Here is a 22,933-nt window from a genome sequence, read left to right as displayed (position 1 = left end):
TTATGGCCGTTTTTTCATGTAGTTGATTAGCTTTTTCACAATCATTTCGACACTTTGACAATTTGTATCGAATTTAAACTCAGAAAAATGTGGAGGTTCATAGGCAGAATCAATTCCTGTAAAGTTTCTAATTAAGCCTTTTCGAGCTTTGCTATACAACCCTTTCGGGTCTCGTTGCTCACAGACCTGAATATCTGTGGACAAATAAACCTCAATGAACTGCGAGCAATCAAACAAGCCGCGAACTAGCTTCCTATCCTTCTCGTATGGGGAAATAAATGCGCAGATAACGATAAGGCCTGCATCGGACATCAATTTAGCGACCTCACCTGCTCGTCTGATGTTCTCGCAGCGGTCTGATTCCGTCATGCCTAGATCGCTACAAAGCCCATGCCGAAGATTATCACCATCTAAGAGAAAGGTTTTCTTACCGCTGCTTGAAAGCGCTACATCAAGGGCGTTGGCCAGTGTCGATTTACCGGACCCTGACAGCCCAGTAAACCAGACACAGGCCCCCTTTTGCCTCATGTTTTCTGCTCGCATTTCTAAGGTTACAGAGCTATCGTGCCATGTCACGTTGGATAAGGGGTTAGGTTTCATAGATTGATTCCGCAGGCAGAGAAATTACTTTGATGACTGCGAGACGGAAATGCCTCGAACCATCAAACCAAGATTTCGACTATCGGAAGAAATCCCGAATTGAGATGGATTGCGCGGATTGTCGATAACGATACGGAGCGTAACCGAAGGACTTACTTGCTCAAAGTCATGGACGCTGAACACAAAAATATTAGCGTTGCCGTTTGATTTTCCAACTAACAGCGAAGAGCTGCCCACAAGGGTATCGTCGAGGTACACATGAAAGCTCGTCGGCTCGTCATTAAACTCAATTAACCAAGAAGCGTTGATCGTCACATTCAAGGAACCTGAAAATGCTTCTTCAGGGGTGAAGCAAAGAACCGATTCAGCTCCACTGGTCCAGGAGCCTTGCTCCTCAGCAGGGTAAAACCCGCGCTGGACATACTTCCAACCATCACTCTGAGACTCAAGAGATATCGAGGCCGCTGTTGCTATTGGGTAGCCAACCATTCGACCTTTCGACATGATGTCCGTGTAGCACTTAGTCCAGTTTTCCAAATCAAATAAATTATTCATCGCTACTACAACGCGAGCCCCAGAGGGATGCGTCATAAATTTTGGAGCAGGTGTCTTTTCTGACGCGATTAGCCCGCCTAAGTCAAAATCTGGCTCAATGCTTAAGAAAGATGCAATTTTTTTTGCTTGCTCGTAATTTGATTTTCCGTCAAAAGATTCGTATAGCAAACACAGAAAATCCGGCGATTGGTAGTTTTCGATGGCATAGTTTAGCGATGTGAGCCAATCACAAAAGCTACGCTCTGGGTCGTCTACGCATACTTCATCTTTTTTCGAGACATAAGAATTGACAACAGCAACAGGGTGCCTTGTTATGTGGATCTGTTTCTTTTGCAGCCCCGAAGGATACTGTCCGGTATCGTATTTATGGAGGTTCGGGCATTTTGTGCCGATAACCTGGCTTGTCTTTTTAAACAATGTACTAAATATCGATCTAGTAATCGGCAGATAATCACGATTTGCGCAGAATATTGACTGGAATAATTCCTCCTCTGCTCCTAGTGAAGCGTGTATCTTTTCATTGTTGAAAAGCGAATCCAGTGACCCAAAAAAATCACGCGGCAAATGTTCATGAAGAAGGGAAATGGCAGCGCTCTTGTTAAGCTCAGCTCCCAGCGCAGTTGTACCACTACGTGGGCAGCCTGAGATGTTTAACCATGTTGTGTTTTGCATTTTTGCAAACCTTAAAGATATCAAGCTGCCTTCAAAAACCTTCTGTAGATAAACATCACCAGCCGACGCAGGCGCATCAAAGGAACCGAAATAAGCGGGAGGCTGATGAAAGCTCGCTCGATCTTAGTGGAGAACAGCAGCATCCTAACTTGGCCAGACTGAGCAACGGAAAGATGACTAATAGGCAGGTTGTTGAATGATTCATTGAGCGCTCTTGCAAGTTCCGTCAGGCTCAAGCCAGGCACCGCGAAGACGACATTTTTCTCTCGCAACGTTGGCGTCATGAAGTTGTATCGAGCGAGCTTGCGCACAAAGTCGAAGCAGGTTTCGTGCTCGTTCTGTCCAAACTCGAAAACCAGCCATTCCGAGCTTAACCCTGAGAGTTTGGTTGCAAGCTTATTTGCATCGACGGCTAACACACTTTTTTTATCGTAGAGGAAATCGTCGAGGATGAATGAGCTGCTGGAGATAAAATCATCAGCGAGAGCGTCTTGCGTGAGGGAGTCTCGATCATCGACAACGATGACCGGCGTCGTCTTGCTCTCCCGCAGGGTTATCCTGGCTAACTGCTTGACGAGCAAATATGCTGTTTCCTCGATAGCATTGGAGACAACGAAAATGTTCACTACCTCTTCTCCGTGTAAGAGCTGAATGGCGTCGAGTTGTAGATCGCCTTTACAGCGGCTCCTAGGCTCTCGAAATGGAATAGCTTTTCTTTGGCGGTGTAGGCCAGCACGGCTGAAAAGACAATGCCTGGAAGTGAGAGCCAATAAAGGTGGAAGTATTCTCCCAGATCCTGATAGAACCAGCTTTGATGCGGCCGCTGGTACAGCATGTTTCGGATCTCACTGCTGCTTGTGATGAGTGTTTGCTTGGCGGCGATGGGGTCGTTCAGGAACTGACGGACAATAATGTCCTGCCGTGTATTTGGGAGCTGGTCCAGAAGTACCAATTTCTCAAAGTCGGCTATGAATGCACGAACCGAATCAATATCGTTGCCAAAGCTAGATTGCTGGATCACCAGATTCACCAGTTCCACCCAATCACGCGCCGGCATTTCTTTCACGCCAGTCGGAACACTGAATCCTTCATGGTTCGCCACATACTTGTTGGTGAATGCGCGCAACTTGTTGAGAGCTGTCGAAGTGGAAATCTTGAAGAGCGGTTTTTTGGGTAACAGGGAAAAGAAATTCGGACTGGTATAGCCGAGCTTACCGTTAGTCAGCTCCACGGGTGAGCGCGTCCCCAGCAGCGCCCTGGAGGTGATCGACTGGGTGATACCGAAGGGATTGACCCGGTTCGGTACACCTGCCTTTCCTGCGCGAAGGCCTTGCTCAATGTCCTCGAACTCTACCCAGAAAAGAGCTTCATCAAGTGGGTAGGCGTTCCAAACCTCCTTGCGGCAGATGTACATCGAGCCTGTGGGGTAGCTGGCGTCTTTGTTGAAACGCATCGGACTGGCAAAGCAGAAGCCTGTGCGTTCAATTTCGGTAAAGATCGACGGCGCGATGCTCGCAGCTGCACCTGACGTGCGATGTAGGCCTTGCAGTCCATGAGCAACCTCGCTCATTGTCATTGCGTAGTCAGAATACCGGCGTGGGTAAAGGGAGACACGGTTATCGAAGAACATGCTCTGCAGCGTCATCAGCGGATAGCGCGGGCCAAAGCGGCGGACCATTTCACCGAAGTGCTTGGGCAGAAAAACCCGGTCATGCAGGATCACCAGATTGTTGTACTTGGCCTCAATCGCGAGGCGATTTTTCTTCTTGCAAATTTGCACGGGCGGCGCGGTGATGTCTTCGCCGACGATTCGCACCTGGTCGAGGTAGGCGAAGTTCTGTCCCGGCGTCCCGCACAAGATTATCTCTTTGTTCGGGATGTCGATTTCTAGGATGCGTTTGACAACGGCGTTCAACACCGTGGCATCTTCCGGGCCGACCGGGATGCCGAAGGTCCAGCTATCCAGATCGTCATCACCTTCAGCGGGGAGCTTGGCTACCTTCTCGTAGGTGACCTTTGTAGCAGAGCGCTCCACCGGCCTGAGGCCGGCGCGGAAGTATTCACGGTCGAGATAGCATGCAACTGGTGCGTCTTCAATCACGGTCAGCTTTTGGCCGACACGCAGGAAATGAGCGGCGTCCCAGAGCAACAGCGGCGCGAGAGGTGAATCGCTCTGAATGCCGAAGAAACAGTATGACCCTTCCCCGAACATGCTGATCGGGCGCACGGCGGCGTGCAGGTTCTTGATAACTTCACCGGGCTTGGCTTTGCTGCAGCCTCGGAAGGTAATCAGGTTCGAGCACTGGTGCGGCAGCTGAAGATCGACCGGCCGCTCAGAGAGTTCGCTGGTTGAGAGATAGCCTAGGGATTTGTGATGCTTGAGGAGGGTCACTTTCATCGTTTATTCGCCAACAACGTACTTGTCATCAAGTGCGCCAGGTACCTTTACTACTACAGTCGTTGCATCGGTTATGGCCTCGAAAGCCGTAATGTCACCCGGTTTGAGAACGATAATGTCGCCCTCGCTCCAGGTCTGGTCACGCATGGACACGGTGCCTGACAGGACCAGCGTTACCTCTGTTGCGATCTTGTGGTAATGGGCAGCTTCGTTGTCGCCGGCTTTATAGGTTTTGACGCCAACCTCACAGGCTTCAGTGCTAAACGCTGTTGGTTTGAAGCCTCCAACGAACCAGCCCTTGACCATATCGCCCAGCTTGGTGGTATTCATACGCGACTCCCCTGCACTTCATAGGCTTGGATTTGAGACTGGCTTTTGAGCGGCCGGTATTGGTTCGGTTCTACACGGTAGGAGCCTATTTTCTTGTGCAGCAGGATCAGCTCATTAAGCGCAGGAGCGATGTAGAAGAAGTCGTTGACCTTGGCATCCTTGCGGATCATGTTCTTCACCGCTTCGACGAACATTGCTCCGCTCGTGAACCAATACATGCCGGCGACAGCGTGCGGGCTAATCGGATTCTTCTCCGCTGCCTCCACCACGTCTCCTGCATCAGTGAGGCGTACGAAGGCGTATCGCGGGTGCAACGACTTGAAAATAACAACGCCAGCGTCTCGCCCTTGAGTGCGGAATTGATTCACTATCGTCTCGAAGGAGACATCCAGGATCTCGTTGGCACTGAGGATTACCAGCTCGCAATCTGAGTCGATAATTTCGCTGGCGAGCAGTGCCGTACAGGCAGCACCTTTGGTGGTGTCATGAACGGGATGTGCAACAGCTGCAGGGTGCATCTGCGTAACCATGTTGCGCAGGTGGTACTTGCTCATATCTGCATTTGGCAGCATGCAGATGATTTTCGTGGGATTGAGGTTGGCGCACTTATCGACCAGGGACTGGAGGAGCGGGACGCCATCAGCCTCACTCAAGTAATGTGGGAACTCCCCATTCGGGCGAACTTCATCGGCCTTCGTCCCAGCCAAGATGACGATGTTACGGGTCGCGTTCACTGGGCATTCTCCTTAGCAGCCTGTTGGGTGTTGATTTCGGCGATCTTGTTGAGGATGTTGTCCAGATTGACATCCGAGGTCTCCGCGACTTCCAAGACATGGGCACCCGATGCTCGAGCCGCACGAATGCCGTTCTCGTTATCTTCAACAATGAGGCATTGGTGGGGCTGCATGCCGAGATCCTGAATTGCCTTAATGTAGATATCCGGAAAGGGCTTGCCTTTGGCAACGTCTTGGTTGGACAGCTTCAGATCCAGGTACTGATCCAGGCACGATTTCTCCATCATGACCTCAACCGTATTTCGGATCGAGTTGGAGGCCACTGCCAGCTTGTAGCCCAGATTTTTCAGAGATGAGAGAGCGTACTGGTGGACGAATGTGGGTTTGCACTGGGCGTATACGATTTCCATCGTGTAGGCCTGCTTCATCTCGTTGATGAAGTGATGTAGAGCTTTCGGGAGCCCATGCTCAACGCTCAGCATTTCCAGCTTATGTGCAGTCGGTAAGCCGTCATAACTGGTTAGGTGGTCATGGCGGCTGATGTTGTAGCCAAACAGATTCAGTGCCTTGTTCAGGGCGTCATAGTGCCAATCTTTGGCTTCGATGAGGACGCCATCCATATCGAAAATAACAGCTTTAATCATCGTTTATCCCTTACGAATGGCCGCTCAACGGGCCTTGCTGAAAAACGCATTAGCCTGCTCCGGCCTGTCGGTGCAAAGCGTGAGCCCAAGTAAATCATTGAGCAGATGTAGCGAATCCCAAGCGTGGGTAACATCACGGCCATGTAGTTCAGGTGAAACCACGCAAACCTTTTTTCCTTGGTTTAGGTGCTTGACGATTTCACAATTCGGGTGGTAACCCGAATCAAAATGATCAAGCCAAACACCCGCGCACTGCTCCAGCCAGGCTGGAGAAGGCTCGACATCACTGTGTCGCGTATAGGTGCTGACGCCCTCAACGAGATAGCTGCGCATGTCAGGCACTGACATGTCGAAGACAAACCAGTTAGTATGGCCTCGTTCGCGGAATTTGGCTGCAATAGTCTTGGCTAGGCCGTCTGCCTTGATGTTGATCGCAAGCGGCAAATTCCGATTCCCCATGATGTCCAGTAGATCATCCAGGCTCATTTCATCGCCCGCAGGCATGTCATGGGAGATCAGAAGGCGTCCAGCGCAGTCGCGAACATCGGTTTCAGTACCAAACCCCAAGTCGAAAGAACGATGGAAAGCGACGGGCTGATTACGTTCATGCAGTTCCAGCCAGTAGCCCCTATGGCTAATGATTTCCATATCAGCGAGCCTTCCCAGCAGTTGCCTGCAGGCTGATAGGCTGGGCAAGGAAGTAGTCAAGGTCGGCCGGGATGCCAAGGCCATACATACCGTGACCTTCGGAACCAACGGTGTAATGAATCACGCGGGCACCTTGATTGATAATTTCGTTGTAGGCCGGGGCGACATAGAACTCGCCATTGACGCGCAACTTTTTCTCGAACATTCGCTCGATGGCAGAAATAAGCTGGTGGCCGGTGCGGAAGTTGTAAACTCCAACTGTCGCTTCATCAGAGATAACTTCTTTCTCGACGACGCGATTGATGGTGCCTATTTCATTGAAGCCAACAAAGGACCACTTAGGGTCATCCGCCTTCATTGTCATGATGATGCCATCCGCTGCTGCAGCGTCCATGGCGGCCAAGTAGTCGTCGATATTAAGGTCAACGAACTGGTCGCTATTGGCGATCATTACCGGATGTTCGTTGTCGATCAGGGCCTTAGCTGCATGAACAGTGCAGGCTGCACCCTCGGTTACACCGTTGAGCTCAACGAGCTCGCAGCCGGGAGCCCAGGCGCCGAGCTTCTCGCGCAGACCATATGCCTCAACGTGCGCTGCCTGACAGATAAAAATGAATTTGTGAGCACGCTTGGGGGTCAGATTGTCGATAACAACCTTGATCATCGGCACGCCATGCACCGGGATAAGCGGCTTGGGGTCTTTATAGCCTGCTACAGCGAAACGGCTGCCGGCTCCAGCCATAGGAACGATAATTTGGAGCATAGAGTAACCTCTAGTTGGTCTATGTGTTTGCCAGGTGGCGTGTCTTTGTAGCTTCGGTCGACTGCCGGGCGCTAGAAGCGGCCTTCGTCGATAACGCGCCCCTTTTGAAGCTGCAGATACCGCTGGCAGAACCGCTGACCCTGCTCTTTCGAATGAGTCACCAGAATCAAAGCCATGCCGTCATCTTGCATGTCGCGAATTCGCTTGTAGCACTTGTCTTGAAAGTCTTGGTCCCCTACAGCCAGCACCTCGTCGGCAAGTAGAATCTGCGGATCGACATGCACTGCCACAGAGAAGCCTAGGCGCATGTACATGCCTGATGAGTAGTTTTTGACGGGCGTATCGATGAAGTCTCCGAGGCCGGAGAAATCAGCGATGTCATTGAAGCGAGAGCGGGTTTGTTTGTTGGTCAGGCCATAGAGGCTGGCATTCAGGTAGATGTTCTCCTCTCCGGTCAGCTCGGGATGAAAGCCAACGCCCAGCTCGATGAGAGGTGCAATCCGCCCATAAGACTGAACCGACCCGCTTGTGGGCAGCAGAATCCCACTAACCAGTTGTAGTAGGGTGCTCTTGCCTGAGCCGTTGTGCCCGATCAGGGAAAGTGATTCGCCCCTGCATAGGGTGAAGGATACGTCGTTTACGGCGCGGAGCGTTTCGATGCGCTCTTGGAAGCGCGGATTAAATAGCCCGGCAAGCTTGTGCTTCATGCCGCCGTGATTGTGACGGATGGTGAAATCCTTGACCAGGCTTTCAACGTTGAGGATGATCTTGTTCATAGAAGTTCGACCACTTTGTCTGCACGCTTAAACACCAGTAGCCCGGCGATGATCGAACTCAGCCCGATCCCCCAGCAGAGGGCGAGATCGCGCAATGAGGGCTGCACGCCATCGTGCAAAATCGCCGCGAAGCTATTGAAGAAAGGTGCCAGCGGATTAAATGAAACGATCTGAGCTATATCGTGCGGCAGTGCCGCGGTAACCCAAACGATAGGTGTGAGCCAGAACAGAAGAGGGACAAATACCTCGGTGACATGCTTGATGTCGCGCCAAGTGATTTGCAGAACACTGATGGCCAAGGCAAGACCCATAGTCATAAGGACATAGGGGATTAACACCAAGGGGTACCACAGCAACGCAATACCCGGGTAACCGCCTAGGAGCCTGTAGAGAGCTGCATAGACAGCAATAGCCACCAGCCAGAACGTGCTGACAGTTAGGGCGCCTGACAGTGGTAGCAATATCCGGGGGAAGCTAAGCTTGCGAATCAAACCATTGTTGCCAATAAGCCAATCGCTACTTTGCAGGATGATTTGACTGAAGAGCATCCAGTGGACAATCCCAGTCACAAGATGCAAGGCGAATCTGTCCTGATTGCTCGGCAGGATATAGGTAAACACCATGTAGTAGGTGAGGGTGACGACGAGGGGGTTACCTAGTGACCATGCAAAGCCTAATGCTGCCCCCATGTAGCGAATCTTGATTTCCTTCGCGACAAGATTGAACACTAGGTCTCGCCACTTGAATAAATCAATAAATCTATGAATCAGCATAGTGCTAAAAGCCTTAAGGATGATCTGCAAAAGCTAGCTCTTGAGAAATAAGCCCCTGCAACCCTGTGGGCTACATGGTGGCGGCTCCGCGAAATGGGGACTTTCTCAGAGATTTACTAATCTAGTCATGCACGAACAGTAGGAGTTTGACAACACGAGGTTGTTTGCTGAAATGACTGACGCTGTAAGTGAGGCGGATCATTACGAGACGGGTCGTCCTTAACTCCGGTTGAGAGGTGCGTTGCAAATTTCGGTGCTACTATAACTGATTTTGAAGATGCTCGCTGCGGATGGAGATCTGGAGCAAGGGATTACAGTGCTACTGTCTGACCGTATGTGTGCTCGGGTTAGGGTGAATCGCGTAGACACCTCTTTGCCTGAAATGGACTGCCCGCTGCATCGTAGACATCTCCAGCCTATGCTTTGAGCATAGAAAGGAGTCATGAACACCCAACGATTTACGCCGGAATTCAAGGCAGAAGCCGTCAGGCAAGTCATTGAGCGCGCATGTTCCATTGCGGAAACAGCCGATCGCCTTGGCGTTTCGACTCACAGCCTTTACAAGTGGGTCAAAGCCGCGAAGCCTGACAAAACCGAGAAACAGACCAGCGAACTGCTCGAAACAAAAAGCGAGATTTTGCGGCGGCGAGCCCAAGTGCGGCGCTTGGAAGTTGAGCGCGACATGTTAAAAAGCAGCGCGGTACTTCCACCAAGGAACCCGAGTGAAATATCGTTTTATGAACGAGCACCGATATCACTACGCTATGTCGGGGTTTGCAAATTACTCGTGCCGGGCTCTATCAATGGCTACACAAACCTGTTTCTGATCGAGTGAAAGAAAATGGTCGGCTGTCAGGGCTGATCCCGGAACCTCGTGCATGTGACGGGAAATCCCGCCAGTTGATGTAAGGCTAAGCTGCCAGGACTTTACTGGTGTCGATACGGCCGGAGAGCTTATGAAACTGCGTTTGATTTATGGATGGACGCTGGTCCTGATGCTGGTTGTCCTGCTGCTGGGCGGGCTGACCCCGGTGCTGTCCAACAGCCTGTTGCTGCTGAAGGATCGGGCCAACTTCATTCCCGCCGAATCCTCCATCTGGACCTTCGAGCCGACCCTGATTAATCAGGGTTCTTCTTCCTATTGGCTGTACGGGGAGGATCGGCACTATTACTTCTATTTTTCCTACGCCGAAGATCAGCCCTACCGGCTGATTGCCAAGAACAACCCGTGCCCGGGATTCGATCGGCACGATGTCGGCACCTGGTGTATCCCCTGAAGCCGGAGCCCTGGATTATGCTGCTGGCTCGCGGCGCTCACCGGGCAGGCGCCGGCAGCTGAGGTAGGGCATGGACAGGTTCCAGGAAATGCAGGTGTTCGTTTGCGTCGCTCAGGAGCAAGGCTTCGCTGCTGCCGCTCGGCGCCTGAGTCTGTCGGCCGCCAGTGTGACCCGCGCCGTCGCCGCGCTGGAGCAGCGCATCGGTACTCAGTTGTTGATCCGCACCACTCGCAGCGTGCACCTGAGTGAAGCCGGGCAAGGCTATCTGGAGGATTGCCGGCGCATTCTGGCCGAGGTCCAGGACGCCGAGGCTTCGGCCGCCGGCATCCACGCCCAGCCCCGGGGCCAATTGACCCTGACTGCGCCGGTGCTGTTCGGTGACCTCTTCGTCACTCCGCTGCTGGTGCGCTACCTGCAACGTTATCCACAGGTCAGCGTCAACGCCCTGCTGCTGGACCGGGTGGCGAGCATGGTGGAGGAGGGCATTGATGTGGCGATACGCATTGGTGAGTTGCCCGACAGTGGCCAGCACAGCGTCCGAGTCGGCGAAGTGCGCCGCGTTGTCTGCGCCGCGCCGGAGTTTCTTGCCGTCCACGGCCGTCCCCAGCATCCCGATGACCTGCGCCAGGCGCCGGTGATCGCGCCGTCGTCCGTGGGCCAGGCGCGCAACTGGCAGTTCAACGATGCCGGTCGGCCCCTGAGCATTCGGCCCGAGCCGCGGTTGCTGGTGAGTGCCAACCAGGCAGCCATCAGCGCTGCCTGCCTGGGGTTGGGCCTGACCCGGGTGCTGTCCTATCAGGTTGCCGACCAGGTCGCGGCGGGGCAGTTGGAAATTGTCCTCCAGGCCTTCGAGCTGGCGCCCTTGCCGATCCATGTGGTGTACCAGGGCGGGCGCAAGGCGCCGGCGCGGGTGCGCAGCTTTGTCGACTTCGCCGTACAGGCCCTGCGTGAGCATCCATCGCTCAATCCTTGATCAGCGTTGTTGCGCTGGATGAAAGGATGGATTGCGATTTCTGGTGATTCTGTTGTTTTTTCCCAGGGATCAAGATGGGGCTCCCAGCGCGGCACTTCGACCGCGCCTCGTTCGCGGAGTCGACCATGTCCCTGCTGCCGATCAAGTTCTACAACTTTCCCCGTTCCGGGCATGCCCATCGGGTCGAGCTGATGCTGTCCCTGCTGGACCTGCCCAGCGAAACCATCTTTGTCGACCTGGCCAAGGGGGCCCACAAGCAGGCGGACTTCCTCGCCCTCAACGTCTTTGGCCAAGTGCCGGTGATCGATGACCAGGGCGTGGTGCTGGCCGATTCCAATGCGATCCTGGTGTATCTGGCCCAGCGTTATGGTCAGGGCCGCTGGTTGCCCAGCGATCCGGTGGGCGCGGCCCAGGTGCAGCGCTGGCTGTCGGTGGCGGCGGGGCAGATCGCCTTTGGACCGGCGGCGGCGCGGTTGATCACGGTGTTTGGCGCCTCGTTCAATGCCGAGGAAGTCATCGCCCGTGCCCACGCGCTGCTCAAGATCATGGATCAGGAGCTGGCGAGCCGGCCCTTCCTGGTAGGGCAGCAGGCGACCATTGCCGATGTCGCGGGCTACAGCTACATCGCCCATGCCCCGGAAGGCAACGTGTCCCTGGACGCTTACCCCCATGTACGGGCCTGGCTGCAGCGTATTGAAGCCTTGCCCGGCTTTGTCCCCATGCCATCCACGGCGGCGGGTTTGAAAAGCGCCTGAAGAGCCACTCTGCGGAGGCCACCACATGAGCACGCATTCACCTTGGCATGCCGGCGAACGGCAATTGCAGATCCAGGCAGGGGTGGCCGAGCGCATGGAAGCCTTCGGCGCCAAAGTCATCCGTCCGGCCATGCCCGAGCAGCACCAGCAGTTCTTCGGACAACTGCCGTTCATTCTGGTGGGCGCGGTGGATGACCACGGCGATCCCTGGGCGAGCCTGCTTGAAGGTCCGCCCGGTTTTGCCCAGGCCCCGCAAGCCAACCTGCTGCGCCTTGCCAGCCTGCCGGCCGCCGATGATCCGCTGCAGTTGCAGGAAGGTGCGGCCCTGGGCCTGTTGGGGATCGAACTGCATACCCGGCGACGCAATCGTCTCAACGGTCATATCGGCGAGCTCGATAGCCGAGGCTTTTGCCTCAGGGTGCAGCAGTCGTTTGGCAACTGCCCGCGCTACATCCAGTTGCGCGATCTGCAGCGGGTGCCCTTGAGCGATCCGGCCAGCCGCCCGGCCCAGCACCGACAGGACCTGGACCCGGCGGCCCGGGCCCTGATCGGCGCCGCCGATACCTTCTTCGTCGCCAGCTATGTCGATGTGGAGGGCCAGCGTGCGGTAGATGTCTCCCATCGTGGCGGCCCGGCCGGGTTCGTTCGGGTCGAAGGCAACTGCCTGACCATCCCGGATTTCGCCGGCAACCTGCATTTCAATACCTTGGGCAACCTGCTGCTCAATCCCCGGGCGGGTTTGCTGTTCATCGACTTTCACAGTGGCGAGTTGCTGCAACTCAGTGGGCGCACCGAGATCATCTTAGACGGCCCGCTGGTCAGCACCTTTCAGGGGGCTGAGCGCGTGTGGCGCTTTACCGTGGAGCGGCTGGTGCGGCGGCCGGCAGCCCTGTCCCTGCGGGGCTTGTAACGGGCCCTGGGCGCCTGCAGAAAAAAGTCCTCGCCAGCGATTGCCGCCAGCCGCGGCCCTGCGTAGGCTGGCGCGATCTCAAGGTTGATCATCTGCAGAGCGCCCGGTACGCCGGGGCTTTGTTGCGTTAAAGGGAATCAACGATTCATGCTGCCCCGGGTCTTGCTCCGCCTCTTCGCCCTATTGCTTTGCCCGGTGCTGCTCAGCGCCTGCCGCCACGAAGACGCCCCCCCTCTGGATCAACAACTCTACATCTGGCAACGGCAGTGGACGCCCGCCCACGCCGACGCTCTGGCCGGTTCCCGGGCCGACTTTTCCACAGCCCGGGTCCTGGCCCTGCAGGCTTTTCCACAGGCCGGCTGGAGCCGCGCACGGATCGACGCCGCCTTGCTCAAGCAGGATGCTCGTCCACTGATCGCGGTGATCCGCCTCGACGGGCAACTGCCGTCCCTGGATCAGGACGAGATCATCCGTCAGGTCCAACAACTGCTGACGGACTGGCAGGAGCAGGGCCTGACCCTGACCGGGATCGAGATCGACCACGATGCCGGCAGCGCGCGATTGCCCGCCTACGCCAAGCTGCTTGAGCGCTTGCGGGCTGTACTGCCGAGCCACCTGGCCCTGAGCATCACCGCCTTGCCGGCCTGGCTCGACAGTCGCGAGTTGCCGGGCCTGCTGGCCAAGGTCGACAGCAGCGTGCTGCAGGTGCACGCCGTGAGTGATCCTCGGCAGGGCCTGTTCGACCCACGACAAGCCGAACAGTGGGCCGGGCGTTGGGCGCGCATCAGCGACAAACCCTTCTATCTGGCCTTGCCCGCCTACGGCGTCGCCTTGCTCCCCGCTGCCGAAGGCGCGCCCCTGGTGGAAAGCGAGGCGCCGCTGCGACGGCGCGGTCAGCGCCAGGAGCTGATGGCCGACCCCGAGCAACTGAGCCAGTTGGCCAGAACCCTGCGCAACGACCCGCCGCCGCACCTGGCCGGCCTGATCTGGTTTCGCCTGCCCCTCAAGGGCGATGTGCGGGCCTGGAGCCTGGAGACCCTGCGGGCGGTGGCCCGGGGCGATGCCCTGGCCGGCCAACTGGGCATCCGCCTGGAGGAACAGGACGGCCTGTTCGACATCCGCTTGAGCAACGCGGGCAACCTCGATCAGCCCTTGCCTGAACAACTGACCCTGGCCGTTGCCCAATGCGACGGATTCGACGGGCTGGGCGGCTATGCCGCGCAGCTGCGCGACGGCCAACTGCGGTTGACCCGGCAACAGAGCGGCCGCCTGGCCGCAGGTGCCAGCCGCGCCGTGGGCTGGGCCCGCTGTACAAAAATTGACCAAGGAGCTGCGCATGTTCGTCCCTAGATCCCGTCACCTGCTGTGCCTGAGCCTGTGCCTGCCCCTGGCTCCGGCCCTGGCCTGCGGACCGACTTTCCCCATGCGCCTGCTGGACGACCGCCCACAGACGCTGGCGCAGCTGCCCGAAGGTAGTTTCCAGTTCGAGATCAGCCGCCTGGGTCAGCCCATCGTCGGGCTCATGCCGGTCGCCAAGAATGGCTTCAGTGTCGATTACAGCCTGCCTGACAGCTATTCGGTGCAAGAGCGCAACTGGGCCGAACAGCAAGGGCTGGACCAGGCTCAGCAAACCCTGGTCGGCCAGCTGCGCAAGCTCAATGACGCACGCGTGGCGGAGCAACAAGGGGCCAGCCTGCCGCTGGAGATCAACCTCTACACCGCGGGCGCCGTGGCCTTCAGCGCCGGGGATCATGAGTTGGCGGCGGAGTATTTCCGCAAGGTACTGGCGCTGCCCGCCGAGCAACGCGCCCTGCGCAGTACCTGGGCGGCCTATTCCCTGGGGCGGGCCCTGTCCTTTATCAGCGAGCAAGCCAACGAGCTGGACGATCAGGGCCGGCGCGACATGCGCCAGTCGGCGCGCCAGGCGTTCGCCCAGACCCGTCAGCTGAGCATCGACGCCTTCAGCGACCCCTTGAGCCTGGGCGTCGCCAGCCTGGGGGAGGAGGCCCGCATCCTCAAGGATCAGAACGACTGGAGCCAGGCCATCGATCTGTATGCCATCCAGAACCAGCTGGGTTCGGAGGTCGGCTACAGCTCCCTGAAGCAGGTGGTGGGCGAACTGAGCGGCCTGCCGGACGCGCAATTGCTGGAGCAGCTCAAGCATCCTTCCGTAGCCCGCTTGCTCACCGCCTCCTTGATCTCGCACCAGGCCTGGTCCTTTGGCGAGCGGCCCGAGTCGGAGGTGAAACTGATCAAGCTGCTGAGCCAGGGCACTGCGGGCAGCTTCGACAACGCCGACCGGCTGGCGGCGCTGAATTATCAGAATGGCGATTTCGCCACCGCCCAGCGCTTGCTCGAGCATGCCGGCGATGGCGGCCTGGCCTGGTGGTTGCGGGCCAAGATGGCCCTGCGTGATGGCGACAAGGTGGCTGCTGCCGCCGCATACGCCAAGGCCGCCGCGGCCTTCCCCCGAGACGAGAGCTGGGGCTTTCGCGGTGATTACGACGGCAATTACGAAGACCTCAAGCCCGGTTGCCGGGTCGAAGGCGAAAGCGCCCTGCTGGCCCTGGATCGTGGCGACTACGTGCAAGCCTTCGAGCTGCTCTACCGCAGCGGCGACATCTACTGGCACGACGCAGCCACTGTGGCGGAGCGGGTGCTGACCCTGGATGAACTCAAGCAGTTCGTCGATACCCAGGTGCCCGCACCGCCGCCGACGCCCAAGCAGCCGGACGCCTACTACGAAACCCTGCCGATTGCCGCCCAGGTGCGCGAATTGCTCGGCCGGCGCCTGCTGCGCGAAGGCCGCTACGAAGAGGGTTGGGGCTACTTCGACAGCCCGGAGCGCCAGGCCATCGCCAAGGCTTACGGTGAGTACCGGCGCAGCGCCGAGTCGGCCTGGTTGCCCACGCGCCGGGCCGAGGCCTATTACCAGGCCGGCAAGCTGGCCCGTGCCTCGGGCATGGAGATCCTGGGTTACGAAATGGGCCCGGACTATCACAGCCTCTGGGGCAGCTACAGCCTGGAGATCCCGCCGGTGCAGGCCGGGCCCTTTGTCAGCGCCGATGAAGTGCAGCGTCAGCAAGCCACCACCGCCGCGCCCGACGTGCGTTACCACTACCGCTACCTGGCCGGGGAACTGGGCAACCAGGCCGCGGACTTCCTGCCTCACACCAGCCAGGCCTATGCCGCGGTGCTGTGCAAGGCGGCGCGCTGGACCCGGGGCAGCGATGCGGAGATCACCTACTACCGGCGCTACGTGGAAAACGGTCCCTTTGTGGAGTGGGCCGGCAACTTTGGCATGAACTGCCAGGAGCCGGACTTCGGCAGCGCCAACAAGCGCTACCTGACCCAGTGGCTGTCGGCCTCGCGCACGGCGATGAGCGAGCACAAGCTGGCGACGGGGGCGGGGGCCGGCGTGGTGCTCGGGGCTGCCTATTGGCTGTGGCGCCGCCGCGTCCAAAAGGCCTAAACAAGACCTGTAGCCGCTGCCGCAGGCTGCGAACGAGCTGGGCGGCACTCCGACGCAGCGGTCGCGGCGATTGTTGGGGCGTGCGCATGCTGTCGGGAGATTGCCAGGCAAGGCCCTTTGGGCCTTTTCGCAGCTTCGCTATGGCTCAGCAGCGGCTACAGAGATCGGTGTAGCAGAGATCGAAGTGGCGGCGATCCTTGGGCCCGTCAGGCCTGCTGGACGAAGGTCAGGCGCAAGGCAAAGCCGATCAGCAGGCTGCCGAACAGCCATTGCTGCAAACGTTGCGCCGAGGGGCTGCGCTGCATCCAGCGGCCCAGCCCGGCACCGGCCAGGGCGTAGCAGCAGTCGAACAGCCCGCCCACCGCTACCAGCAACACACCCAGGGTGACGAATTGGGGGGCTACCGCGCCGGCCTGGGGATCGATGAACTGCGGCAGCAGCACCGAGCAGAACAGCAATGCCTTGGGGTTCAGCAGGTTGGTCAGCAGGCCGCGCTGGATCGCCTGACGCCAGCGCAGGGGCGTGGCCGCCGTGCCGGCGCTGTCGAGGTTGGGCAGCAGGTTGGCCCGCAGGCACTGGATACCGATCCACAGCAGGTAGGCGGCGCCCGCCAGGCGTACCACGTCGAAGGTCCAGGGCGCGGCCTTGAACAGCGCCGCCAGGCCCAGGGCGGCCAGGGCCACATGACAGCCGCGGGAGACAGCCAGCCCCAGGGCCGTGGCCAGCGCCTGGGCCTTGCCCTGGCGGGCACCGGTCTGCAGCAGCAGGATCATGTCAGGCCCGGGCAGCAGGTAGACCACTGCCAGAGCCAGGAAATACATCCACAGTTGCGCCACCTTGCACCCCCATTCGTTGTCGAGTCGGTGCGCCCAGTTTAGGGCCACAGGGGCGGGCAGGTGCTTGCGTAATCAACCAGCAAGACGGCGGAAATTGGCATAATCTTCCAGCTTTCAATGGAATGACCATCCGGATATGCCAAACATGAAACTCGATGCCTACGACCGCAAGATCCTCGCCGCCCTGCAGCGCGACGGCCGCCTGAGCAATGTGCAACTGGCCGAGGAGATCGGCCTGTCGCCGTCACCCTGTTTGCGCCGGGTGCGCATGCTGGAAGAGGCGGGGGTGATCCGTGGCTACCAGGCGACCCTGGACCGGGATGAAGTGGGGCTGGGGCTGACGGTGTTCGTCGGGGTCAAGGTGGAACGGCACAACGACGCCGAGGCCGAAGCCTTCCGCCAGGCGGTGTTGCAGTTGCCGGAAGTGATCTCGGCGTTCCTGGTCTCCGGCGAATCGGACTTCCTGCTGCAGGTGGTGGTCCCGGATCTGCGCGGTTACGACCGTTTCCTCACTGGCCACTTGCTGAAGATCCCCGGGGTCAGCGACATCCGCAGTAACTTCGCCATTCATACGGTGAAAACCCCGGGGCCCCTGCCGTTGGGGCATCTACCGGGGTGATCAACAGCGCTGGCCGGGGCGTTTGTTCGCGCATGACCGCGTAGCGGGCGCAAACCCGCTACTGGTGGACCTGTCTCAGGTCCACCAGTAGCGCACCAGGTGGAAGAAGATCGGCGCGGCGAAGCACACCGAATCCAGGCGATCGAGCATGCCGCCGTGGCCCTCGATCATGTGTCCCCAGTCCTTGACCCCGCGATCGCGCTTGATCGCGGACATGACGATGCCGCCGGCAAAGCCCAGCAGGTTGATCAGCAGGGCGATCAGGAACGACTGCCAGATGTTGAACGGGGTGATCCAGAACAGCGCGCCACCGATCAAGGACGCCAGGAGGATGCCGCCGACAAAGCCCTCGACGGTCTTGGACGGTGACAGGTTGGGGGCGATCTTGCGTTTGCCGAAGAGTTTTCCACAGACGTACTGCAGCACATCCGAGAGCTGCACCACGATCACCAGATAGGCGATCAGCAGCAGGTTGCGGCCTTCGTAGCCGGCGATGTCCAGGGTCAGCAGGGCTGGCACGAAGGACACGCAGAACACCGCGATCATCAGCCCCCACTGAACCTTGGAGGCGCGTTCCAGAAAGTGCGTGCTGTCGCCCCCCAGGGACGCCAGGATCGGCAGCAGCAGGAAGACGTAGACCGGGATGAAGATCGAGAACAATCCGTACCAGTCGGAGTAGATCAGCAGGTACTGCAGGGGCAGAGCCAGGTAGAAGGCCGCCACCAGGGCCGGGTAGTCGCTGCGCCGGGTCGGGGTCAGGGTGAGGAATTCGCGCAGGGCGTAGAACGACACCGCGTAGAACAGCAGGATCACCGCCGCCGTGCCGAGCCAGAAGGCGATGCCGATCACCAGCACCATCACCCACCAGGCATTGATCCGCGCATTGAGGTTGTCGATCACCGGGTTGGGTGCGCCGCGGGTGCGCCACTTGAGGATGAAACCGATCAGCGAGGCCAGCACCAGAATGGCGCCGATGCCGCCGAACAACATCAGGGTCTGCTTATCCATTTCAGCTGTGCTCCGGAGCCATGGCCAGCAGCGCGGCGCGGCTGCGTTCGAGAAAGTGTTCCTTGCTTTCATCCTCTTCCAGGGTCAGTGGCGCACCGAAGCTGGTGGTGCACAGCAGGGGCAGGGGCAGGAAGCGACCCTTGGGCATGACCCGGTTGAGGTTGGCGATCCACACCGGAATCACCTCCACCTGTGGATAACGTTTGGCCAGGTGGTAGATCCCGCTCTTGAACGGCAGCAGGCCGTCTTCCAGGTTGCGCGTGCCCTCCGGAAAGATGATCAGCGAGTCGCCGTTGTCCAGGGCATCGAGCATCGGCTGCAGCGGGTTGTTATCCACAGCCTCCTTGCGCTCGCGGTCGATCAGCACGCCGTTGAACACCCGGTTGATGATGTAGCGGCGCAGGGCGCTTTTGTGCCAGTAGTCGGCACCGGCCACGGGCCGGGTCAGTTTGCGCAGGGCCGGCGGCAGCGAGGCCCAGAGCAGCACGAAGTCGCCGTGGCTACTGTGGTTGGCGAAGTAGATCCGCTGCACCGGTCGCGGCGCGGAGCCGAGCCACAGGCTGCGGGCGCCAGTGATGCTGCGGGCGGCGGAGGTGATGAGGTTGGCAACCAGGGGTTCGAACATGGGCATTCCTTATCCGGCGAAGGTCAGCCAGGGGCTGGCCAGGATCAAGCTCAACAGCACCAGCACTTGTGCCGCCAGCAGCAACGCCTGGCGGCGCAGCAGGCCCAGGGCACCGCGGCTGCGTTCGTTCCAGGGCCGGCCGCCGCGCTGCGCAGGTTGCAGGCCGAGGGCGCTCAGGGCCTGATCCAGGGCCTGGGTGCTGTGTTCGAGGGACGCGGGGCCATCGGCCACGCGCTGAAACAGGTCGGCGTCGAAGGCCACGCGCAGCGCCAGGTACTTTTCCACCAGCCCCAGCAGCACCAGGGCGAGGCTGACGATCAAGCCTCCCAGGCTGACACTGGCCAGCAGGTACTGGCCCAGGCCATACAGGGCGCCCAGCAGGGTCAGGCCTGTGGATAACTGATCCAGGGCCCGGCCCCGGCGCAGCAGGCTGGCGACGCTGTAGAGCTGCATCTCACTGGACATGGGCCGCTCTCTTGCTACTGATCAGGGTTTCCAGCGCCTGCCGATGGGCCGCTTGCAGGACGATCTGCGGGCGTGCCCGCTGGATCTGCACGATGGCCGCGTCCACGGTGGCGGCGCGGCCGCTGTGCAGCAGCCAGGCGGCAATGGCCGTGGCACTGCGGGAATAGCCCAGGGCGCAGCACACCAGCAGCGGGCCTTGCTGGCGCAGGCGTTCAACGGCTTGCGCCGCAGCTAGGCACTGCTCGGGGCTGAGGGCACACAGGTCCAGTACCGGCAGGCTCTGGTAGGCCTGCAAGCCACGGCGGTCCAGGGACAGCTCGGCGCACAGGTCGAGCACCGCGACAAAGGGGCTGTCCTTAAGCTCGGCTGGGGTGGGCAGGCGGCCGAGCCAGACGTTATCCACAACCTGATCCGGCTGTGGATGTTTTTTTGTCCACAGCCGCGAGTTGATCCAGGCCGCTGCCAGATAGGGGGCCAGCAACCAGCGGGCGGCGGGGCTCAGGCGTCCGTCCTCGCGTTTCTGGAACCCTGCGGCGCCGAGCAGCGCATAGTTCAGGGCCACCAGCAACAGCGCCACGGCGGGCCAGATCAACCACAGCCCGGTGCCGCCCCAGGTGAAGGCGGCCACCGCCAATAGCGCCGCGCCCAGGGCGTAGCGCCAGGCCAGTTGGCGGCGTCGCGGGTCTTGGGCCTGTTGTGCGCTGAACAGCGGGCTGGGGCGATCCAGCGGCCACAGCCAGACACACAGCCAGCCGGCCAGGGCGCCGGTAGGCACATCGACAAAGTGGTGTTGATAAGTGGTGAGCACCGACACCCCGATCAAGCCGAACCAGCCATGCACCAGCCAGCGCCAGAAGCCCTGGCTATGCCGAGCGTAGCAGACCCACAGCACCACCAGCAGCGCGATGTGCAGGGAAGGGGCCTGGTTGAAGGGTTTGTCGAAGCCGGCCAGCACCTCGAACAGCCAGCCGAACACCCCGTCCAGCTCTGGCCGGGCAAAGGTGAAGCGCAGCGGCCAGAGCAGGAAGCAACTGACCGCGATCACCTGGGCGGTGAGCAGGCGCAGGGCGTGGCGCTTGAGCTCGTCCCGGCTGCGCGGCAGCAGCAGGGAGAAGCCGTAGAGCAGGTCGATGGACCAGTAGGGCACGATGGTCCAGGCCCAGAACGGCATATGCCGCTCCCAGTCGAAGACCAGACTGCCGACGTCGTCCCGTTGCGCGGTGACCCAGGTGGCGAAGCCGTAGGTGCTGAAGAACAGCGGTGCCAAGAGCAGCAGCCAGAGCACCGCCGGTTTCAGCAGGCCTGGCTCCCGCGCCGGCAAGGCGCCTGCGCTCATCATTGCACCCGTTGCGCCAGGGACACGCTGAAGATCCCCCACTCATCCACGCGCATGGTGATCTTGCGAAAGCCCGCGGCTTCCACCAACTGATCCATTTCCGCCTGGGTGCGGCGGCGCATGACCCAGGCCTGGCCTTCGCGGTGGCTGGTCAGGGCGCGGGCGATCAGTTCCAGTTGCGGGTGCCACGGCTGGCCGGTGTACACCAGGTAGCCGCCGGGTTCCACGGCGCTGGCCAGCCCCGCCAGGGAACCGCCGACCATCTGGTTGTCGGCGAACAGTTCATAGAGCCCGGAGACCACCGCCAGGGTCGGCTTGGGATCAAGGGCGGCGAGGTCCTCACGGTCGAAGGCGTTGCCTTTGACGAAGCGCGCGATGTCACCCAGGCCCTTTTCCTGGATCAGGGCACTGCCGTCGCGCACGTTGATGTCGCTGTAGTCGCGCAGCAGGATCGATTCCGGCAGCGGGCTGACCCCTTGCAGGGCTTCGAGGATGTAGCGGCCGTGGCCGGCGGCGATGTCGACGATGCGCACTTCGCTGTCCTGCTCACGGAGCTTTTCCATGGCCTGGCGCAGCAACTCTTCCACGTGCAGCTTGCGCTGGCGAATGCCGCGCCAGCCGATGGAGTTCAGGTAGTTCTGGTCAATCAGCCGGCCCAGGGCGGAATGCCCGGTGGGTTGGTTGCGGTAGACGTAGTCCAGGGTGCTGCCGGAGTCGAAGCCGGTGTCGAAGCCCAGCTTGACCCCCGCCGACAGCTGGCTGCCCAGGCGCATGCTGGCGCGGGTGGCGCGCCAGTACAGGTCGCGCAGGGAGTTGTGGGGCAGCGGCGCGGCCAGGGCTTCGGACTCGGCGCAGGTCACGCCCAGGCGGTCGGCGTCCAGCAGGGCAGGGCGGTTCAGCGGGCGGGCGAAGTTCTGCAGGATGAAGCGGCGGATGCTGGCCATGGCCGGCGCGCGGTTCTTTTCTCCCAGGGTGTCGTGGAAGAAGCCCGGGAGGATGTGTTTTTCCTTGTGCAGGCTGCCCAGGCGTTCGAAGAACTGCTCTTGGGGCTTGCGGTGCACCACGAAGTCCGAGCCGGAGATCAGCAGTTGGGTCGGCACCTGAATGGCCTGGGCATCGGCTACTACCCGGTCGGCTGCTTCATACAGGCCCAGCAGCACGTTGACCGAGATCGCCTTGGTGATCAGCGGGTCGGCGTCGTAGCTGTGGACCCGTTCCGGGTCGTGGCTCAAGAAGCGCGCCTTGACGTAGCTGTTGACGAAGAAGTTGCCGCGAAAGCGCCGCATCAGGGCCAGGCCCGGGCGGGCGAAAGGCACGTACAACTTGACCTTGAACGCCGGCGAGGCCAGCACCAGGGAGCGAATCCGTGGGGCGTAGTCGTGGACCCAGGTGGAGGCGATCACCGCACCGACGCTCTGAGCCACCACGGCGATGTTTTCTTCGTCGATGCCGTGGGCGCTGCCCAGGTGGTCGCAGAAGGTCTGCACGTCGCGCACGCTGGTGGCGAAGCTCGGGCTGTCGCCCCGGGCGCCCGGCGATTGGCCGTGGCCACGGGCGTCCCAGGCGAAGAAGTCGACCTGCGGCAGGTTCAGCTCGTCCACCAGATGGGCAATGCGCCCGGAGTGTTCGTGACCGCGATGGAACAGCATCACCGCCTGCCGCGGTTCGCCTGGGGACACTTCAGTGGCCGGCCAGTGGCGGTAAAACAGTTCGACGCCGTCATGGGTCCGGAACGTCTGGTGTTGAGCGTCGCGCATTACCATT

At 59.7% G+C, this 22,933-nt stretch carries 23 protein-coding genes and 2 pseudogenes; 8 read left to right on the top strand and 17 right to left on the bottom strand.

All coding sequences use genetic code 11. From position 1 onward, the window contains the following. The 11 genes from cysC to KHO49_RS00900 form a co-directional block, all read right to left on the bottom strand. On the bottom strand, positions 1-600 hold the full coding sequence (gene cysC, locus KHO49_RS00950; RefSeq protein ID WP_123390164.1) for an adenylyl-sulfate kinase: 600 nt from the start codon (positions 598-600) through the stop codon (positions 1-3). A 24-nt stretch (positions 601-624) separates the two neighbouring features. Further along, positions 625-1,827: a hypothetical protein gene (locus KHO49_RS00945; protein WP_213664484.1), complete on the bottom strand. Its 1,203-nt coding sequence runs from the start codon at positions 1,825-1,827 to the stop codon at positions 625-627. A gap of 20 nt (positions 1,828-1,847) precedes the next feature. Continuing rightward, positions 1,848-2,453 (bottom strand): hypothetical protein, encoded by a 606-nt coding sequence (locus KHO49_RS00940; protein WP_123390162.1) that lies wholly within the window; start codon positions 2,451-2,453, stop codon positions 1,848-1,850. Beyond that, positions 2,453-4,225 carry a hypothetical protein gene (locus KHO49_RS00935; protein WP_123390160.1) on the bottom strand — a complete coding sequence of 591 codons (1,773 nt, stop codon included), beginning with the start codon at positions 4,223-4,225 and terminating at the stop codon, positions 2,453-2,455. Before KHO49_RS00935 ends, KHO49_RS00940 begins: the two co-directional genes overlap by 1 nt. A 3-nt stretch (positions 4,226-4,228) precedes the next feature. Next, the gene (locus KHO49_RS00930) at positions 4,229-4,555 is read right to left on the bottom strand and encodes a cupin domain-containing protein (RefSeq protein ID WP_123390158.1); all 327 of its coding nucleotides are present in this window, start codon (positions 4,553-4,555) and stop codon (positions 4,229-4,231) included. Further along, a complete protein-coding gene (locus tag KHO49_RS00925) occupies positions 4,552-5,289 on the bottom strand; it encodes a glycosyltransferase family 2 protein (protein WP_123390156.1) in 738 nt (245 codons plus the stop codon). Before KHO49_RS00925 ends, KHO49_RS00930 begins: the two co-directional genes overlap by 4 nt. Further along, positions 5,286-5,933, bottom strand: a complete 648-nt coding sequence (locus KHO49_RS00920; protein WP_123390154.1) for an HAD family hydrolase — start codon at positions 5,931-5,933, stop codon at positions 5,286-5,288. Before KHO49_RS00920 ends, KHO49_RS00925 begins: the two co-directional genes overlap by 4 nt. A 24-nt stretch (positions 5,934-5,957) precedes the next feature. Next, a complete protein-coding gene (locus KHO49_RS00915) occupies positions 5,958-6,581 on the bottom strand; it encodes a PI-PLC domain-containing protein (RefSeq protein ID WP_123390152.1) in 624 nt (207 codons plus the stop codon). 1 nt (position 6,582) lies between these two features. Further along, positions 6,583-7,344, bottom strand: coding sequence for a glycosyltransferase family 2 protein (locus KHO49_RS00910; RefSeq protein ID WP_123390150.1), 762 nt, complete (start codon positions 7,342-7,344; stop codon positions 6,583-6,585). Between the two features lie 71 nt (positions 7,345-7,415). Further along, entirely contained in the window at positions 7,416-8,120 is a 705-nt protein-coding gene (locus KHO49_RS00905; RefSeq protein WP_123390148.1) for an ABC transporter ATP-binding protein, read from the bottom strand. Next, on the bottom strand, positions 8,117-8,893 hold the full coding sequence (locus KHO49_RS00900) for an ABC transporter permease (protein WP_123390259.1): 777 nt from the start codon (positions 8,891-8,893) through the stop codon (positions 8,117-8,119). Before KHO49_RS00900 ends, KHO49_RS00905 begins: the two co-directional genes overlap by 4 nt. A gap of 442 nt (positions 8,894-9,335) precedes the next feature. Here KHO49_RS00900 and KHO49_RS00895 point away from each other — a divergent pair. The 7 genes and pseudogenes from KHO49_RS00895 to KHO49_RS00865 all read left to right on the top strand — a co-directional run. Then, positions 9,336-9,772: pseudogene (locus KHO49_RS00895) on the top strand (transposase); the annotation flags it as partial. A 77-nt stretch (positions 9,773-9,849) separates the two neighbouring features. Further along, positions 9,850-10,170 carry a hypothetical protein gene (locus KHO49_RS00890; protein ID WP_102862408.1) on the top strand — a complete coding sequence of 107 codons (321 nt, stop codon included), beginning with the start codon at positions 9,850-9,852 and terminating at the stop codon, positions 10,168-10,170. A gap of 70 nt (positions 10,171-10,240) precedes the next feature. Continuing rightward, on the top strand, positions 10,241-11,143 hold the full coding sequence (locus tag KHO49_RS00885; protein WP_102881384.1) for a LysR family transcriptional regulator: 903 nt from the start codon (positions 10,241-10,243) through the stop codon (positions 11,141-11,143). A 125-nt stretch (positions 11,144-11,268) separates the two neighbouring features. Then, complete coding sequence (locus tag KHO49_RS00880) at positions 11,269-11,898, top strand: glutathione S-transferase family protein (protein ID WP_110594511.1); 630 nt, start codon at positions 11,269-11,271, stop codon at positions 11,896-11,898. 25 nt (positions 11,899-11,923) lie between these two features. After that, a pseudogene (locus KHO49_RS00875) lies at positions 11,924-12,799 on the top strand (FAD-binding oxidoreductase); the annotation flags it as partial. A 156-nt stretch (positions 12,800-12,955) separates the two neighbouring features. Next, positions 12,956-14,158, top strand: coding sequence for a DUF3142 domain-containing protein (locus KHO49_RS00870; protein ID WP_213664483.1), 1,203 nt, complete (start codon positions 12,956-12,958; stop codon positions 14,156-14,158). Beyond that, the gene (locus KHO49_RS00865) at positions 14,145-16,280 is read left to right on the top strand and encodes a hypothetical protein (protein WP_213664482.1); all 2,136 of its coding nucleotides are present in this window, start codon (positions 14,145-14,147) and stop codon (positions 16,278-16,280) included. Before KHO49_RS00870 ends, KHO49_RS00865 begins: the two co-directional genes overlap by 14 nt. Before the next feature lie 206 nt (positions 16,281-16,486). On the opposite strand, the gene KHO49_RS00860 is transcribed toward KHO49_RS00865, so the two are convergent. Beyond that, the gene (locus KHO49_RS00860) at positions 16,487-17,101 is read right to left on the bottom strand and encodes a LysE family translocator (protein ID WP_222933553.1); all 615 of its coding nucleotides are present in this window, start codon (positions 17,099-17,101) and stop codon (positions 16,487-16,489) included. A gap of 160 nt (positions 17,102-17,261) precedes the next feature. Here KHO49_RS00860 and KHO49_RS00855 point away from each other — a divergent pair, with 160 nt between their 5' ends. Then, on the top strand, positions 17,262-17,735 hold the full coding sequence (locus KHO49_RS00855) for an Lrp/AsnC family transcriptional regulator (protein ID WP_011064366.1): 474 nt from the start codon (positions 17,262-17,264) through the stop codon (positions 17,733-17,735). Between the two features lie 75 nt (positions 17,736-17,810). On the opposite strand, the gene KHO49_RS00850 is transcribed toward KHO49_RS00855, so the two are convergent. Genes KHO49_RS00850 through KHO49_RS00830 form a run of 5 tightly spaced genes read right to left on the bottom strand, consistent with a single transcriptional unit; the run spans position 17,811 to position 22,926 of the window. Next, entirely contained in the window at positions 17,811-18,743 is a 933-nt protein-coding gene (locus tag KHO49_RS00850) for a phosphatidate cytidylyltransferase (protein WP_102881378.1), read from the bottom strand. Between the two features lies 1 nt (position 18,744). Then, positions 18,745-19,368: a lysophospholipid acyltransferase family protein gene (locus KHO49_RS00845; RefSeq protein WP_102881377.1), complete on the bottom strand. Its 624-nt coding sequence runs from the start codon at positions 19,366-19,368 to the stop codon at positions 18,745-18,747. A gap of 9 nt (positions 19,369-19,377) precedes the next feature. Then, on the bottom strand, positions 19,378-19,833 hold the full coding sequence (locus KHO49_RS00840) for a hypothetical protein (RefSeq protein WP_102881376.1): 456 nt from the start codon (positions 19,831-19,833) through the stop codon (positions 19,378-19,380). Then, on the bottom strand, positions 19,823-21,169 hold the full coding sequence (locus tag KHO49_RS00835) for a phosphatase PAP2/dual specificity phosphatase family protein (RefSeq protein WP_123390257.1): 1,347 nt from the start codon (positions 21,167-21,169) through the stop codon (positions 19,823-19,825). The genes KHO49_RS00840 and KHO49_RS00835 overlap by 11 nt, the downstream gene beginning before the upstream one ends. Then, complete coding sequence (locus KHO49_RS00830; protein WP_213664481.1) at positions 21,169-22,926, bottom strand: bifunctional alpha/beta hydrolase/class I SAM-dependent methyltransferase; 1,758 nt, start codon at positions 22,924-22,926, stop codon at positions 21,169-21,171. The genes KHO49_RS00835 and KHO49_RS00830 overlap by 1 nt, the downstream gene beginning before the upstream one ends. Between the last annotated feature and the right edge of the window lie 7 nt (positions 22,927-22,933).

This window comes from Pseudomonas sp. RC4D1, from assembly GCF_018390395.1.
GTDB classification, from domain to species: domain Bacteria; phylum Pseudomonadota; class Gammaproteobacteria; order Pseudomonadales; family Pseudomonadaceae; genus Aquipseudomonas; species Aquipseudomonas danubii.
This window is presented reverse-complemented; position numbering and strand designations above follow the sequence as displayed.

Bases quoted from the DNA above. Each gene is read 5' to 3' on its own strand.
- KHO49_RS00920 (WP_123390154.1), bottom strand. From the start codon at position 5,933: ATGATTAAAGCTGTTATTTTCGATATGGATGGCGTCCTCATCGAAGCC.
- KHO49_RS00880 (WP_110594511.1), top strand. From the start codon at position 11,269: ATGTCCCTGCTGCCGATCAAGTTCTACAACTTTCCCCGTTCCGGGCAT.
- KHO49_RS00915 (WP_123390152.1), bottom strand. From the start codon at position 6,581: ATGGAAATCATTAGCCATAGGGGCTACTGGCTGGAACTGCATGAACGT.
- KHO49_RS00905 (WP_123390148.1), bottom strand. From the start codon at position 8,120: ATGAACAAGATCATCCTCAACGTTGAAAGCCTGGTCAAGGATTTCACC.
- KHO49_RS00835 (WP_123390257.1), bottom strand. From the start codon at position 21,169: ATGAGCGCAGGCGCCTTGCCGGCGCGGGAGCCAGGCCTGCTGAAACCG.
- KHO49_RS00845 (WP_102881377.1), bottom strand. From the start codon at position 19,368: ATGTTCGAACCCCTGGTTGCCAACCTCATCACCTCCGCCGCCCGCAGC.
- KHO49_RS00900 (WP_123390259.1), bottom strand. From the start codon at position 8,893: ATGCTGATTCATAGATTTATTGATTTATTCAAGTGGCGAGACCTAGTG.
- KHO49_RS00910 (WP_123390150.1), bottom strand. From the start codon at position 7,344: ATGCTCCAAATTATCGTTCCTATGGCTGGAGCCGGCAGCCGTTTCGCT.
- KHO49_RS00870 (WP_213664483.1), top strand. From the start codon at position 12,956: ATGCTGCCCCGGGTCTTGCTCCGCCTCTTCGCCCTATTGCTTTGCCCG.
- KHO49_RS00855 (WP_011064366.1), top strand. From the start codon at position 17,262: ATGAAACTCGATGCCTACGACCGCAAGATCCTCGCCGCCCTGCAGCGC.
- KHO49_RS00830 (WP_213664481.1), bottom strand. From the start codon at position 22,926: ATGCGCGACGCTCAACACCAGACGTTCCGGACCCATGACGGCGTCGAA.
- KHO49_RS00885 (WP_102881384.1), top strand. From the start codon at position 10,241: ATGGACAGGTTCCAGGAAATGCAGGTGTTCGTTTGCGTCGCTCAGGAG.
- KHO49_RS00935 (WP_123390160.1), bottom strand. From the start codon at position 4,225: ATGAAAGTGACCCTCCTCAAGCATCACAAATCCCTAGGCTATCTCTCA.
- KHO49_RS00930 (WP_123390158.1), bottom strand. From the start codon at position 4,555: ATGAATACCACCAAGCTGGGCGATATGGTCAAGGGCTGGTTCGTTGGA.
- KHO49_RS00865 (WP_213664482.1), top strand. From the start codon at position 14,145: ATGTTCGTCCCTAGATCCCGTCACCTGCTGTGCCTGAGCCTGTGCCTG.
- cysC (WP_123390164.1), bottom strand. From the start codon at position 600: ATGAAACCTAACCCCTTATCCAACGTGACATGGCACGATAGCTCTGTA.
- KHO49_RS00860 (WP_222933553.1), bottom strand. From the start codon at position 17,101: ATGTATTTCCTGGCTCTGGCAGTGGTCTACCTGCTGCCCGGGCCTGAC.
- KHO49_RS00850 (WP_102881378.1), bottom strand. From the start codon at position 18,743: ATGGATAAGCAGACCCTGATGTTGTTCGGCGGCATCGGCGCCATTCTG.
- KHO49_RS00840 (WP_102881376.1), bottom strand. From the start codon at position 19,833: ATGTCCAGTGAGATGCAGCTCTACAGCGTCGCCAGCCTGCTGCGCCGG.
- KHO49_RS00945 (WP_213664484.1), bottom strand. From the start codon at position 1,827: ATGCAAAACACAACATGGTTAAACATCTCAGGCTGCCCACGTAGTGGT.
- KHO49_RS00890 (WP_102862408.1), top strand. From the start codon at position 9,850: ATGAAACTGCGTTTGATTTATGGATGGACGCTGGTCCTGATGCTGGTT.